At 41.1% G+C, this 13,358-nt stretch carries 12 protein-coding genes and 1 other RNA gene; 6 read left to right on the forward strand and 7 right to left on the reverse strand.

Going from position 1 to position 13,358, the window contains the following annotated elements; genetic code table 11:
• The first annotated feature begins 12 nt into the window (after positions 1-12).
• Positions 13-4,341: a pullulanase-type alpha-1,6-glucosidase gene (gene pulA / locus Q4546_RS11075; protein ID WP_303446283.1), complete on the forward strand. Its 4,329-nt coding sequence runs from the start codon at positions 13-15 to the stop codon at positions 4,339-4,341.
• A 498-nt stretch (positions 4,342-4,839) separates the two neighbouring features.
• Positions 4,840-5,196 carry a ribosome-associated translation inhibitor RaiA gene (gene raiA / locus Q4546_RS11080; protein ID WP_102477203.1) on the forward strand — a complete coding sequence of 119 codons (357 nt, stop codon included), beginning with the start codon at positions 4,840-4,842 and terminating at the stop codon, positions 5,194-5,196.
• 110 nt (positions 5,197-5,306) lie between these two features.
• On the opposite strand, the gene Q4546_RS11085 is transcribed toward raiA, so the two are convergent.
• On the reverse strand, positions 5,307-6,029 hold the full coding sequence (locus Q4546_RS11085) for a YebC/PmpR family DNA-binding transcriptional regulator (protein ID WP_102438132.1): 723 nt from the start codon (positions 6,027-6,029) through the stop codon (positions 5,307-5,309).
• 326 nt (positions 6,030-6,355) lie between these two features.
• Here Q4546_RS11085 and Q4546_RS11090 point away from each other — a divergent pair, with 326 nt between their 5' ends.
• On the forward strand, positions 6,356-6,619 hold the full coding sequence (locus Q4546_RS11090) for a TIGR02922 family protein (RefSeq protein ID WP_102438134.1): 264 nt from the start codon (positions 6,356-6,358) through the stop codon (positions 6,617-6,619).
• A gap of 305 nt (positions 6,620-6,924) precedes the next feature.
• On the opposite strand, the gene Q4546_RS11095 is transcribed toward Q4546_RS11090, so the two are convergent.
• From Q4546_RS11095 to Q4546_RS11105, 3 genes are read right to left on the reverse strand one after another with little or no spacing between them, the layout of a single operon-like run.
• Positions 6,925-7,221 carry an EAL domain-containing protein gene (locus Q4546_RS11095; protein ID WP_303446284.1) on the reverse strand — a complete coding sequence of 99 codons (297 nt, stop codon included), beginning with the start codon at positions 7,219-7,221 and terminating at the stop codon, positions 6,925-6,927.
• Positions 7,196-9,019 (reverse strand): EAL domain-containing protein, encoded by a 1,824-nt coding sequence (locus tag Q4546_RS11100; RefSeq protein WP_303446285.1) that lies wholly within the window; start codon positions 9,017-9,019, stop codon positions 7,196-7,198. The genes Q4546_RS11095 and Q4546_RS11100 overlap by 26 nt, the downstream gene beginning before the upstream one ends.
• Complete coding sequence (locus Q4546_RS11105) at positions 9,016-9,672, reverse strand: glycogen-binding domain-containing protein (protein WP_303446287.1); 657 nt, start codon at positions 9,670-9,672, stop codon at positions 9,016-9,018. Before Q4546_RS11105 ends, Q4546_RS11100 begins: the two co-directional genes overlap by 4 nt.
• 390 nt (positions 9,673-10,062) lie before the next feature.
• Here Q4546_RS11105 and Q4546_RS11110 point away from each other — a divergent pair, with 390 nt between their 5' ends.
• Positions 10,063-10,404: a zinc ribbon domain-containing protein YjdM gene (locus tag Q4546_RS11110; RefSeq protein ID WP_076542642.1), complete on the forward strand. Its 342-nt coding sequence runs from the start codon at positions 10,063-10,065 to the stop codon at positions 10,402-10,404.
• 176 nt (positions 10,405-10,580) lie between these two features.
• On the opposite strand, the gene ssrA is transcribed toward Q4546_RS11110, so the two are convergent.
• Positions 10,581-10,935, reverse strand: a transfer-messenger RNA (tmRNA) gene (ssrA, locus tag Q4546_RS11115).
• 73 nt (positions 10,936-11,008) lie between these two features.
• The gene (gene smpB / locus Q4546_RS11120; protein WP_076542647.1) at positions 11,009-11,506 is read right to left on the reverse strand and encodes an SsrA-binding protein SmpB; all 498 of its coding nucleotides are present in this window, start codon (positions 11,504-11,506) and stop codon (positions 11,009-11,011) included.
• Between the two features lie 204 nt (positions 11,507-11,710).
• Between smpB and Q4546_RS11125 the strand changes: the two genes are divergently transcribed.
• Both Q4546_RS11125 and Q4546_RS11130 read left to right on the forward strand, forming a co-directional pair.
• Positions 11,711-12,148, forward strand: coding sequence for a type II toxin-antitoxin system RatA family toxin (locus tag Q4546_RS11125; protein WP_102440491.1), 438 nt, complete (start codon positions 11,711-11,713; stop codon positions 12,146-12,148).
• Positions 12,138-12,473 (forward strand): RnfH family protein, encoded by a 336-nt coding sequence (locus Q4546_RS11130; protein WP_102440492.1) that lies wholly within the window; start codon positions 12,138-12,140, stop codon positions 12,471-12,473. Before Q4546_RS11125 ends, Q4546_RS11130 begins: the two co-directional genes overlap by 11 nt.
• A gap of 104 nt (positions 12,474-12,577) precedes the next feature.
• Here the strand turns inward: Q4546_RS11130 and Q4546_RS11135 are convergent, their stop codons facing one another.
• A complete protein-coding gene (locus tag Q4546_RS11135; protein ID WP_102520534.1) occupies positions 12,578-13,093 on the reverse strand; it encodes an outer membrane protein assembly factor BamE in 516 nt (171 codons plus the stop codon).
• Between the last annotated feature and the right edge of the window lie 265 nt (positions 13,094-13,358).

Raw genomic sequence — 13,358 nt, forward strand, 5'->3', positions numbered from 1 at the left:
GAGAAGTGACTCATGATGAGCCTTTATAGAATAATAAAATTATCCGCAGTGACTTTATCGTTAACTGCTCTGTATGGTTGTGGTGGTGACTCAGTAGAGTCCGGTGAAGTACTGCTAACCTGTAATGTGCCCAATGTACCGAATGCCGAGGGCACTGCGTGTGTTCCACCGCCGCCATTAAGTTGTCCTGCACCGACTTTTCCTGATGCAAACAATGAAACGTGTGAAGTGGGCTTAAACCCTAACTTGCCTTTGCCTAGTGTGTTAGCGGGGGCAAATCAAGCGGTACTTTATTACCACCGCAAGCAAGATAAAAATAACACTGAGTCAAATCCAAAGTATTCAGCATATAAATTACACACTTGGAATAACGACAAATGTGACGCTTATGCTCCGCCATTTGACAGCACGGACTGGGCCAATGGACATCGTTTTACTGGGGTTGATGAAGTCTACGGCGCTTATTGGGTTTTAGAATTAAAAGAAGGCTATGGAGAATGTGCTAATTTCATTATTCATGATGGTGATGATAAGGCCATTGCTTCGGGCGATTTAAGCATGAGCTTAATTGCCTTTGAAGACGCAGACGCACCAGAAGCCATGTTCGATCGCACAAACTTTACCATTGATGGGATTGGCGATATTTATGCTTATCCTGTGTTAGATACTGGCTTTTCAATTGATGGTGCTAGTGCTCATTGGCTCGATCAAAATACTTTTGTATGGAATCAGTCAGCGGACGGAATCGCAAAATTTGTTATTCATCATTCTGATATTGCAGGAATTGCAGCTGACAATGATGGCAATATCAGTGGCACACAAGTTGAAGTTATGAGCAGTGAGCTAACTGATGCGCAAAAAGCCTTAGTACCGCATTTAGCGGATTGGCCTGCTTATGAAGCGAATTTTACTACAGAAGAAGCTAAGTCTATTGCTAAAAATCAGTTGGTTATGGTGGCTTATGATGGCGACGACAAACCTGTTGCAGCAACTCATGTTCAAGCCGCTAAAGTACTTGATGCACTGTACACCGCTGGTGAGAATGATGCTGATGAAGTTGACTTAGGCATAATCTATGATGGCAGTAACATCATGGCGAAAGTCTGGGCACCAACAGCTCAAACAGTGAATTTGAAAGTTTATGATGCAGCTAAAAACTTAACCCGTACTGAGTCGATGACCTTAGATGCTGAAACGGGGATTTGGTCATTTAGCGGTGATATGAGCTTAGACAGAATGTATTACCGTTACGAACTCATTGTTTTCCATCCTGTAACTAAAGCCATTGAAACACTTGAATCAACGGACCCTTATTCTCTGAATGTGTCAACCAATGGCCGCTATAGTCAATTTATTAACTTAAGTGATGATGACTTAAAACCTGATGGTTGGGATGACCACGAAGTCATGACGGTTGCCAATCCTGAAGATATCGTGATTTACGAAGGTCATGTTCGTGATTTTAGTGCTCGCGATGAAAGCACTAGCGCAGAAAACCGAGGTAAGTATTTAGCCTTTACTGAAGCGGGTAGTGCACCTGTTGAGCATCTACGTAAATTAGCTGAAAGTGGCGTGACTCATTTTCATTTATTGCCTGTCAATGATATCGCTACTGTTAATGAAGATCCGGCAGAGCGAGTTGATATCACAGACACTTTAGGCACCTTGTGTGACAAGATTGAAGACAGTGCAGATGCCTGTGTTACCCAAGATAAATCAGCCACAATTGAATCAATCCTAGAAGGAGCATTACCAGGCTCAAAAGATGCCCAAGCATTAGTTGAAGCTATGCGCGGCTATGACAGCTTTAACTGGGGGTATGACCCTCAGCATTTTATTGCCCCAGAAGGCAGTTATGCTAGCGATGCCGATGGCATTGCTCGAGTTAGAGAGTTACGTGAAATGAACTTAGCTTTACATGAGTTAGGGCTAAGAGTCGTGTTAGATGTGGTGTATAACCATACCAGTTCATCTGGGCTTTGGGATAACTCAGTGCTCGATAAAGTCGTGCCAGGTTATTACCACCGTTATAACGAAATTAGCGGTAACATTGAATCATCCACCTGTTGTGATAATACCGCCACTGAACATCGAATGATGGATAAGTTTGTCTCTGATTCAATGGTGATTTTAGCTGAGCAATATGGTTTTGATGGTTTCCGATTCGACGTGATGGGTCATATGCCTAAGAGCAGTATTTTAGCTGCCCGTGATGCCGTTCAAGCGGTTGATGCTGATAACTACTTCTATGGTGAAGGTTGGAACTTTGGTGAAGTCGCCGATAATCGATTGTTTGAACAGGCCACTCAAGCCAATATGGCAGGCAGTGAAGTCGGTACCTTTAATGACCGTATTCGTGAGGCCGTTCGAGGGGGGGCTTTATTTGCTTCTGAGCAAAAAGATGATTATTTGCGTGACCAAGATACGCTGCGCTTATCAATGGCAGGTAACTTACAAAACTACGTCTTAAAAGACTTTAACGGCAATACTGCCACAGGGAGTAGCTTTAGCTGGAACTCACAGCCAACAGCTTACACCTTAGATCCTGCAGACAGTATTAACTATGTATCAAAGCATGATAACGAAACCTTATGGGATATTTTACAGTATTCAAATGATATTGGTTTATCGTTAGATAGCCGCGTACGAGTGCAAAATATTGCTGCTACGATTCCATTAATGAGCCAAGGTATTCCATTTTTACAAATGGGTGGCGACATGTTGCGCTCGAAATCATTAGACCGAAATACTTATGATTCCGGCGATTGGTTTAACTGGGTCGACTTTACTAAAGGCAGTAATAACTGGAATGTCGGCTTACCGTTAGAGCAAGATAATGCTGCCAAAATGGAGCAAATTATTGCGCTTGCGGGTAATCCTAATTCAGCTGCCTCTATGTCTGAAATTGAGTTTGCTTCTAACGTCTTTAATGAGTTTTTATCTATACGTAAAACGAGCCCACTACTGCGTTTAACGACTGAGCAAGACATTATTGACCGTGTTGGTTTCCATAATATTGGCAAGAATCAAACTCAGGGCGTAATTGTGATGAGTATTGATGATGGTGCTGATTTAACTGATATAGACCCTTCAGTTGATGCCATGGTGGTGATGATCAACGGCAGTGAAAGTGAGCAGTCTCATACAGTGCCGACTGCATCTGGGTTTAGTTTGCATCCAAGTTTATCTATGTCGATTGACACCACAGTGCAAAGTGCCAACTTTAGTGAGGGGACTGAAGAGGGCACGTTTACTGTACCGGCTTATACCACAGCAGTGTTTGTGAAAAACCAAGGTGATACACAAGGTGCAGGTTTAAGTGCTAATGCTACAGCGGGTGCGCCAGATGTTGTGCCATATGGCAGCACTGAAGTATTTGTTCGTGGTGGCATGAATGGCTGGGGTGAAGTGGATAGCTTTACCTATATTGGTAGTGGTGAATATCGCGTTGCAATTACTTTAGCCGCGGGTGGCTATGACTTTAAAGTGGCATCCAGTGATTGGAGCACTGTGGACTTTGGCGGCGTGTCAGATGCCGAAGCGGGAGTTGATGAAGACGTAGCTGAGCCACTTGCTAGAGCGGGCGCAAATTTAAGCTTTACCGCAACACTTGATGGGACTTATGTGTTCTCACTTAATGCAGCAGATAAAGATAACCCAGTGCTAGCCGTATACAACGAAGAGCCTTTCGTTGGCACTAGTGTTTATGTTCGTGGCGGCATGAATGGTTGGGGCGAAACCAATGAATTGGTTTACATGGGTGGCAGTATTTACCAAGCAGAAATATTGGTATCAGCAGCAAACCATGAATTTAAAGTTGCCTCAAGTGATTGGTCTACAGTTGATTACGGCAGTTTAGATGATAATGGTGCAGTGACCTTAGATACTGCCAAAGCGTTAGCGGTTGCAGGGACGAATATGAGTCTCAACTTTGAAACTGAAGAAATGTACACTTTTACTTTTAATATGAGTAATCGTTTAGAGCCAATGCTAACTGTCAATAAAACAGAAATGTTTGGCACTAATACTGTGTATATTCGTGGCGGAATGAATGGCTGGGGTGAAGTTGATGCACTAACTTACCAAGGTTCTTCGGTTTACCATGTTGATATCGCTTTAGAGGCGGGCAATCATGAATTTAAGATTGCTACTGCAGATTGGTCTACTGTTGATTTTGGTGCTATTGCTGGCGAAGAAACGGTGTTAGAAGGTGAAATGCAGTCATTGGCATCCAAAGGGGCTAATATGAATTTTAATGCTGCAGATGCTGGCACATATCGATTTACGGTAACTGGCCCCAGTGCGAGCTCTCCCACCTTGTCGGTAACCAAAGTTAACTGACTTTAACGATAAACTTATCTCAAATGACCGAATATAACAAAACCCAGCTTATGCTGGGTTTTTTATGAAATCCACTCCAGTGCTTAAAAGTGAGTGTAAAGCGTGAATTATCACTTTTAGTCATAGATTAACTTGAGGCCATGGACGCTTGAACTGTGCCTTAATTTAGCTTTTTTGGCTGATTTTTAAACTATTTTGAAGGTTAATTTTCTTAAAAAACAGCTAAATGCACAAATAAAGTGCAAACACGACAAAAGTTGCAGATTTTGTTTTAATTTTATGTCTATACTGAAGTTGTAAGACAAATGAATCGCTGCAAACAAAATAATTAACACTAGTATGAGGTGGTAGTGAGAAATTTTTGTAATGTTAACAAAAATTTATCCAACTTCCCTTGAGTTCTAGGACACAAGTCCTCAAATATACTGGTGTAAGAATAAAATTGCTTAAAGAAAGTGAAGTATATAGCGTCGCTATATTATTAAAGGATATTTATCTATGAAAATAAATCTTTCGGGTCACCATGTCGATGTTACTGATACTGTAAAAGAACACGTCAATCAAAAATTCACTAAAATAGCCAGTCATTTCCCAACGCTAATATCACTCGATATTATTATTTCAAAAGAGCACGGCGAGTTTGAAGTAGAAATTACCACGAACTATGAAGGTAGCCGAATCGCTGCCAAAGCGTCAGATCCCGTTATGTACCCAGCACTTACCCAAGCAGGTAAAAAACTTGATGCCGCACTCAAGCATCGAAAAGGACAATTAAAAGCAGATTTACATCAGAAGCCCGAGGTTACAGCACCTGAAATAGCTTATGAAAAAGTTCAAGAAATGGAATTAAAATAAGCGACTTGCCCTTATTTTAGCTACAAAGGTAAGCCATAAAAAAACGCAGTCTATTGACTGCGTTTTTATTGGGCTCATCCGCTTTAGGGCTGGCGTAAGAGCTGTTGCTGTTAGTCGTTAATCTCAGCATTGTGATAAACGTTTTGTACGTCATCACAGTCTTCTAAAGCAGCAATAAATTTATCGAAGGTTTCAACATCTTCACCGGTCACTTCGGTCATGGCCTGAGGTACAAATGTGATATGTTCAACTTCAAATTCGATGTCTGCATTATCTTCAGTTAATGCCACACGGACTTTATTGTATTCAGTGATTGGTGAGAAAACGCTGATCATGCCATCTTCTAACTCAACATCAGTCACGTCCACATCAGCCATCATCAGCAATTCTAAAACGGCTTCATCGTCATCACCAGGAAATACAAATACGGCTTGGTGGTCAAAACTGTGAGCAACAGTACCAGGTCCACCTAACTTAGCATCATTTTTAACGAAAGCTTGACGCACTTCAGTGAAAGTACGTTTCACATTGTCAGTTAAGCAATCTACGATGACTGAACATCCACCAGGGCCAAAACCTTCATAACGCGCGGTATCATAATCTTCACCGCCACCGCCTTTGGCTTTTTCAATAGCACGTTCGATAACATGAGTCGGTACTTGGTCTTTTTTCGCACGTGCAATTAAGCTGCGTAATGCTAAGTTACCGTCAGGATCAACACCACCATTTTTAGCTGAAACATATATCTCTTTACCGTAGCGCGAGTATAAACGCGTTTTTTGGCCAGCGGTTTTAGCCATAGATTCTTTGCGGTTTTGGTATGCTCTTCCCATCTTAATCTCAGTCTTATATCGAAAAATTGTCGATGATTCTAGCAAAAATTATCGCAACTGTTTAGGGGCTGTATCTGTTTCAATGTTAATTTTACTGTTTTTTGCTCATTTTCTTGCCAGCAGCACAAAAATGACCGCTGTAGATATTAAAATTCCCCCTAATTTTTGAACAAAATCATCATTAAGCAGTGAGCTAGGTCAAATTAACAATACCTTTGTAAGTAATATGTTGTTCAGTTTCTCGATAAATCAATAATTCATGACTAGACTTATCATAAGGGAACTAATAGTCATGTTAGCCGCTTTATAAGGATGAGAGTGAACTTATGACAGAAGTAACGCAGCCGTTAGCCACAGTTGATAAAGATAATAAAGCGACAGTAACGGTATTATTTTATGATGCTCCGGCAGGTCTATCTATGAATAACACTGTACTGAAAGGGTTGCATGTCAGTGCCGCTGGAAGGGTAATATTGCCCGATGAGTTTCGAGAGGGTAAGTCGATTATTGCCGTGCTTGATGGTGAGTGCACAGTGCTTAACACCTTGGGCGAGCGAGTTTATTCTCAACAAAAAATGATTGGTAACTAACTAATTTTTTATAATCAAACAGCAACTAACATCATTAAATAAAACTAGGGCGACTATATTTAGTCGCCCTAGTTTTATTTAATGGCCACGGTTTTGTGTTTCACACTAATCTGATGCCATGTTGTCTGAGCGAGTTTAATTGCAACCAGACTCATAAAAACACAGCTCATCGCTGATTGAGCCGGCTTGGTGAGTGACAACATACCGCAACTGAGTAGCGGTATTTTTTGTTAGTGATTAGCACTTACTTCTAACTCCTAACTCCTTAGTGATTAGTGATTAGTGCTTGCAGATAGTGCTGAGGGTTAACTAAATACTGGCTCAATAACGCTATTTGTCAGCTGTTTTTTTACTGGGCGCGGTAAGCCTAATGCAGCCTCAATTGTTGGCTGGGGTTTACCCAGTAAATAGCCTTGGGCGTAATCAATTTGGTAGTGCTTGACCATATTTAGCACCTTGTCAGAATCCACAAATTCAGCCACGGTTTGAATATGCATTTTGCGAGCAAACTCAGATACGGTTTCAACTAAATGTTGGGCTTTTTTATCATGATCTAGGTGACGGATAAGCGAGCCATCAATCAATCTTAATGATATCCACATCTAAGCTGAGTAAATGACTAAAGTTAGAATAACCAGCTCCAAAGTCATCAATGGCTATTTTACAGCCAAAAGGTTTTACTTTTGCAATGAAGTCTTTTACTAATTGGTAGTTGGTGATCTCATCACTTTCAAGTAATTCAAAGGTTAATCTTTGCGCCACCCCAGAGTATTGCTTCAGTAAATTAAGCAGCTGATTCACTTGTTCAGGTAGGGCAATATCATCGATAGAGATATTGACTGAAAACTCGTAGGGCTGTAGATGAAATAATGCAAAAGATTTTGTTAGCATACTCTGCATCAATAGTGGGTAAATACGCGATTGCACGGCGGTTTTCATAAACATTGCAGGCGTTAAATAATCGCCATCAGCTTGTTTTATTCGCATTAAACATTCAAATTTCGGGGCGCTATTGCCATCCAGTGGCTGGATTAATTGTACAAAGGGCACTACGGCATCATTTTGTATTGCCAGCGCCAACATACGGCTTTGCTGCATGTTGTGTTCAAAAGCTTGTGGGTTGACCATTGATAAAGAAAACAGCTGATAACGCTGAAACTGTTTAAGGGCAATTCTTCTGGCTAAATCAGCATGTTGATGCAGTTGTGAGTAATTACTATCAATACAGTGGGCTCCACCGGCGCTGAGGTTAACATATACCTCGTTGCCATCTATGGTGATGGCATGTTGAGTGACATCATCAATAATGGCTTCTGCTAGTTGTTGTAAGTGCAGATCTTCAACTTGATTGCTAAGGGTGACGACAAACTCGTTAGCGCCGGTTTTGTAAACCGTGTGCTGACTAGCGGCAGCGACGATCCGCTTGGCAATAACTTTGATAGTCGCATCGCCAGTTTTTACCCCGTAAAAATCATTTATTTGGCCAAACTGATTAATGTTAAAGGCAATTAAAGAGTGCGCAGTTTTGCCTGCTAAATCTGCGTAAAGCTTTTTGCGGTTAGGCAAGCCTGTAAGGTTATTAAAATAAGCCTCGGTATACAGATTAGTATTTTGCTGCTCAATTTTATTAAAACTGGTGACCAAGGACTGACGCATTAATTCGAAGTCTTCAGCCAGTTGTTGAATTTCATCTTGGCTATTTATGTAAAGTTTTTGGTTTAAATTACCCTTAACGATTCTTTGGGTCCAACTGGTCAGTATTAGAATGTCTTTGGTGACAATTTTACCGACGCGCATAAACAACCAGCTAGCGACAGCAATCAGCCCCAGCAAAAGCAACAACTGAAAAAACAGTATATTTAATAGTTCAGTGCCATAAAGCTTTACTTGAATCGACGCACCATAAAAGCCTTTTAATTGACCTCGGTAGACAATAGGCTGCATCAACTGGCTAAAACCTAGTACCCATTCAGCTTGTTGGGTACGGGCGGTTTCTATTTTACGCATATTACGTGGGCGTTTTTTTACCTGTAATTGCCCAGTAAGCGCTTGTTGTTGTGCCTTGGGAATTAATTGCGCCCATAAGCCCTTCATAAAGTAATCTTCAGAGCTAGCAAAGCCAAGTTTTGAGGCTCTATCTTGTTGGATGGTTTCATTCTGACGGCGGTGATGCAAACTGACTAATTGGCCGTTTTTATCCAGCACCGCAAAATCAGACAAGGTAATTTGAAATAAGCTGTTTTGTTTTTTATCGATGCGGGTAGTCGCTTGAGAAAAAAAACGCTCAATGGTCGCTGAGATTTGTTGTTGCTGGCTTGCTATGTTGTCAAAATCAATTTGTTCACTGGCTAGCAGTAAGTGCATGTTATGCAAGGTGTCACTAACCGAAAGCTTTATCAATTGGCGGCTTTGATGCAGTTGATAGCCAAAAAACACCACTGTACACAAATAAGGATCAACATGTTGCTGATCATCAGTTTACGGTGAAAGGGCATTTTTAAATGCAGTAACCAATATAAAAAAGGCTCTAATACACAAAATAGTAAAAATGCCCCCACAATCGATAGAGTAAATAGCTGCACTGTGGTGGCAATCTTGGGCCAGTCAAACACGTGTAACACAGAGTTGGTATCACCCCAAGGGTTACTGGCTGTGTTAGGGGTATTCGGGTCTAAAATCCAAATCGGTGTCGGCTGTCCATCGAGATGCAGCACCAGTTTATATTCAATGTCACCGGGATGAATGGAAAGATCATATTGCCACTGGTTAGCAGAGACTTGCTGCATTTGATAATAAGGGTCGTCACTATACCAGTCAGAAAAACTGCCACTGACAAAAACCTTATTCACTTTAGCATCAGGGCTAAGACCATAATCTTGATTGAGGGCGTCAGAGAGCGGCAAGGTTAGCGTGATGCGATAAGGGCTTAACGCATCTGTAGTCATTGCATTAATTAGCCAAGTTTGAATCGGCCACAAACAGACTAGTGCAACCAAAATGCCCAGCCTCATTTTCCATTTATGTAAATAATGAGCAACTATACTCACAGACATGACCTTGTATCTTAAAAAAGTAACTACAGATGACTATATTACTTAGCCTTTGGTAAGCAATATGAGCTGCAATTTCACAGAGGTCAACAAATAGCAGTATAAAAAATGCCTTAAACAGTGTTCGGAAAAATCACCAATGATCGCAAGCCCTTATGAGGCCAGAGTTTGGGCTTAAAATAACTGATGTAACATGTTTAACACACTTGTATGAAAAATAACACCTTGGCCAGTTCAGTCTCACATCAAGGTGCTAATTTGTGAAGCTCAGCAAATAAGCTGTCTAGCAGATATAGCTTATTTTGCGTATAATAACCGCTATCTGTTTCTGCAATAAAAGTGCTATTTAAGCCACTTAAAGGCAGACAATCATTCATTTAAAGAGAACTCACCATGAGCAATATCCCACCATGTCCAAAATGTGAATCAGCCTACGTATACGAAGATGGCTCACAACTAGTTTGTCCAGAATGTGCTCATGAATGGAACCCAAACGAAGAAATCGTTGATCCAGATGCAATCATCCTAAAAGATGCAGTAGGTAACCTACTTGCAGAAGAAGACAAAGTGACGCTGATTAAAGACCTTAAAGTAAAAGGTTCTTCATTAGTGCTTAAAGTTGGTACTAAAGCGGTTATCAAACGTTTTGTTGATGCAGACCATGATATTGACTGTAAAGTTGATGGTCACGGCCAAATGATGCTCAAATCAAAGTTTGTTAGAAAGCAAAACTAAATCGCTTTTTAATTGAGTTTGATAAAAACCTGCCAAGTGCAGGTTTTTTTATGGCCGGCAGTTCAGTTGCCACCGCCTCATTGGAATCGAGAAAGTTATTGATTGGGATTGATAAAAGTTGTTTGAACTAGCCAAAGAAAAAGGGCTTAACCTTGCGGTTAAGCCCTTTTAGAATTTGGTGGAGGCGGCGGGATTTGAACCCGCGTCCAGAAAGCCTACATCCAAGGCGCTACATGTTTAGTCTCTCTTTTGGTTAACCAAGTACACTCCGAAAGACAGGATTGCAATTGGCGAGTCCGATACTATTTCGCGGTTCACCCTCGGACGGAGTTCCCTCGCTATCAAATGTAATATGACCATCTTGAATCCCTGCCCATTTGAGAGACGTGGGTAAGATGGCTAGCTAGCCTAAGCTGCTAGAGAGTAGTTAGAGTCGTTAGCAACTATAACAGTGCGGCTTTTTACGAGGCCAACCGCCCCTCGACATGCTCCCAGGGTTTCGTGAATCCTGTCGAATCCAGAATCGCCCCCAAAGTTTGTTGATTGTATCGGGTAAATACTAAAATACCTAATGTATTTGACCACAGTTACAATCGTTTGTTCATTATCCGTCCAGTCTCGACTTCTTCATTACTCGAGATTGTTCAACTTTCCACTCACGTTCTTTAGTGTCTTGGCGTTTATCGTGATCTTTTTTACCTTTACCGAGTCCTATTTCCACCTTTACCCAAGCGCTTTTGCGCCAGTAAAGTGACAATGGCACTAAGGTGTAGCCTTGACGCTCAATTAAGCCTTCAAGTTTATCAATTTCACTGCGCTTTAATAACAGCTTTTTAGTACGCACTGGGTCGCAAACTACATGGGTGGTTGCAGTGTTAAGTGGCTGAATGGTACAGCCATGCATAAAGGCTTCACCGTTTTTAATAAAAACGTAGCAATCTGCGAGGGTCACTTTACCCATACGCAAAGATTTTACTTCCCAGCCTTGAAGCTCTAAACCGGCTTCGACTTTTTCTTCGATTTTAAATTCAAAGGTGGCGCGCTTATTACGTGTAATCGTAGCGGGCGGATTCTTTGATTTTTTTGAATTCTTTTTTACCATAATCGCGTGTGATACCCGCTGTTATCCCATTTAAAAACTCTGCTTACTCGTTGACGTGTGGCAGAGATGGGGGAGAGAGAAAACTAATCTGTGGATTATACCCAAACGGCTTAAAGATGCGAGTACATTCATCAAGCTGTAATGGATGCGTTTTCTTGGGAGCATGTTAAAATCGACTCATTGTTAATATGAGTGTTGTTTTTCATGCCAAAAATTTCAAAAAGTGTACTGGTTCGATTTAGTGCAATGCAGATGTATGATCTGGTTAATGATGTGGAGTCATATCATGCATTTTTACCCGGCTGTGTGGGTGGGAAAGTGCTGGAGTTTGATGGACAAACTATGGTGGCGTCGGTTGATGTCTCTAAAGCTGGGATCCGTAAAACCTTCACCACTCGTAACCAAGTGGTGCCAGGTAAAACGATTGAGTTAAGGCTTGAGAATGGCCCTTTTAAACATTTAGACGGTTTATGGCGCTTTACCGAGTTAACGGACGATGCCTGTAAAGTTGAATTTGATTTAAATTTCGATTTTTCAAATCCATTAGCTGATTTGGCCTTTGGCAAAGTGTTTAAAGATCTGATGAATTCAATGGTGACGGCATTCACTGAAAGAGCCAAGGTGATTTACAATGACAAATGATGTTGAAACATTTGCGGTGGATGTGATTTATGCGCTACCGACTCAGCAAAAAATTATTAGCGTGAATGTGCTGCCTGGCACCACATTTATTGAGGCGGTAAAGCAAAGCAATATTGTCAGCTTTTTTCCAGAAATTGATTTAGCCAAGGTGAAGCTAGGGGTGTTTAGCCGTCAGGTCAAGCATGATGAAGTATTGGTGTCCGGTCAACGAATAGAAATATATCGGCCATTAATTGCAGATCCTAAAGATGTGCGTCGCAAGCGTGCTGAAAAAGCCAAAGAAGAAGGCCGCAGCAATAAGATAACGGGTGCAAAAGTTAACTGATTTGAACTAAAAGCGGTCATGTATTACTGCTATTACATAAATAAAAACGGAGAGAATGAAACATTCTCTCCGTTTTTATTTTTATTGCTTAAATCTGTTTTTCATTACTGCTCATCTTGCTGCGGTACATCATTTTCAGTTTCTAAGCGCTCTTCTTCAACAAGTGGGTGAATATCGCCCCTCATCGCTTTAGGTTCTTGCTCAGGTAGTAATGGTGCAACAACTGGGGCTGACACTGTTGGCAATGCCCCTTCGTTTAAAGGCGTATTAAAGTCATCACTAAGCTTATAGTCGCCTTCAACTTTGGTGAGTAAGTCGCCATCAAAGTATAAAATAAGTTCTTTATGAGTCACTTTAGCGTTACGGCCACTTTTAAAGTGATAAACGTAATACCAAATATTGTCTGCGAAACTATCACGCAACACTGGGCGACCTAAGATGTATTCAGCCTGCTCTTTAGTCATGTCGATACGCAGTTTTTCAACTTGCTGTAACTCCATGTAGTTACCTTGCGGTATATCTGGCTTGTAAATTAAGTAGTCAAAAACGCTACATGCACTTAGTGATACAGAAAGCGCAACGGCGCCTAAAAGGGTAAGACTTTGTTTTTTATTTATCATTGTCTGCGCTATTTCCTAAAAATCTGACGCCATCATACCCAAGGCTTCCCTATGCTGACAAGTGGCTATTGATACTTCATTACTACTTCAATGACGGTTATGACTCATTAGTGACTCAGTTAGTTCCCCAAATTTGACCAATGATGATTTTATTGGCGCTAAATATGTTGTGCAAATGTTTAAAAGAGGTGGTAATAGCGCTGCTATTTATATAAGTTTGATAGTAACTGGAGTTATTTTTAAATGCCGTGTGCCGCCATGGTAA

The sequence above is a fragment of the Shewanella sp. 4_MG-2023 genome (genome assembly GCF_030548015.1).
Lineage (GTDB): Bacteria > Pseudomonadota > Gammaproteobacteria > Enterobacterales > Shewanellaceae > Shewanella.

Excerpts from the sequence above, each read along its gene's own strand:
- pulA (WP_303446283.1), top strand. The coding sequence starts at position 13 with ATGATGAGCCTTTATAGAATAATAAAATTATCCGCAGTGACTTTATCG.
- raiA (WP_102477203.1), top strand. The coding sequence starts at position 4,840 with ATGAAAATAAATCTTTCGGGTCACCATGTCGATGTTACTGATACTGTA.
- Q4546_RS11085 (WP_102438132.1), bottom strand. The coding sequence starts at position 6,029 with ATGGGAAGAGCATACCAAAACCGCAAAGAATCTATGGCTAAAACCGCT.
- Q4546_RS11090 (WP_102438134.1), top strand. The coding sequence starts at position 6,356 with ATGACAGAAGTAACGCAGCCGTTAGCCACAGTTGATAAAGATAATAAA.
- Q4546_RS11095 (WP_303446284.1), bottom strand. The coding sequence starts at position 7,221 with ATGTGGATATCATTAAGATTGATTGATGGCTCGCTTATCCGTCACCTA.
- Q4546_RS11105 (WP_303446287.1), bottom strand. The coding sequence starts at position 9,672 with ATGTCTGTGAGTATAGTTGCTCATTATTTACATAAATGGAAAATGAGG.
- Q4546_RS11110 (WP_076542642.1), top strand. The coding sequence starts at position 10,063 with ATGAGCAATATCCCACCATGTCCAAAATGTGAATCAGCCTACGTATAC.
- smpB (WP_076542647.1), bottom strand. The coding sequence starts at position 11,506 with ATGGTAAAAAAGAATTCAAAAAAATCAAAGAATCCGCCCGCTACGATT.
- Q4546_RS11125 (WP_102440491.1), top strand. The coding sequence starts at position 11,711 with ATGCCAAAAATTTCAAAAAGTGTACTGGTTCGATTTAGTGCAATGCAG.
- Q4546_RS11130 (WP_102440492.1), top strand. The coding sequence starts at position 12,138 with ATGACAAATGATGTTGAAACATTTGCGGTGGATGTGATTTATGCGCTA.
- Q4546_RS11135 (WP_102520534.1), bottom strand. The coding sequence starts at position 13,093 with ATGATAAATAAAAAACAAAGTCTTACCCTTTTAGGCGCCGTTGCGCTT.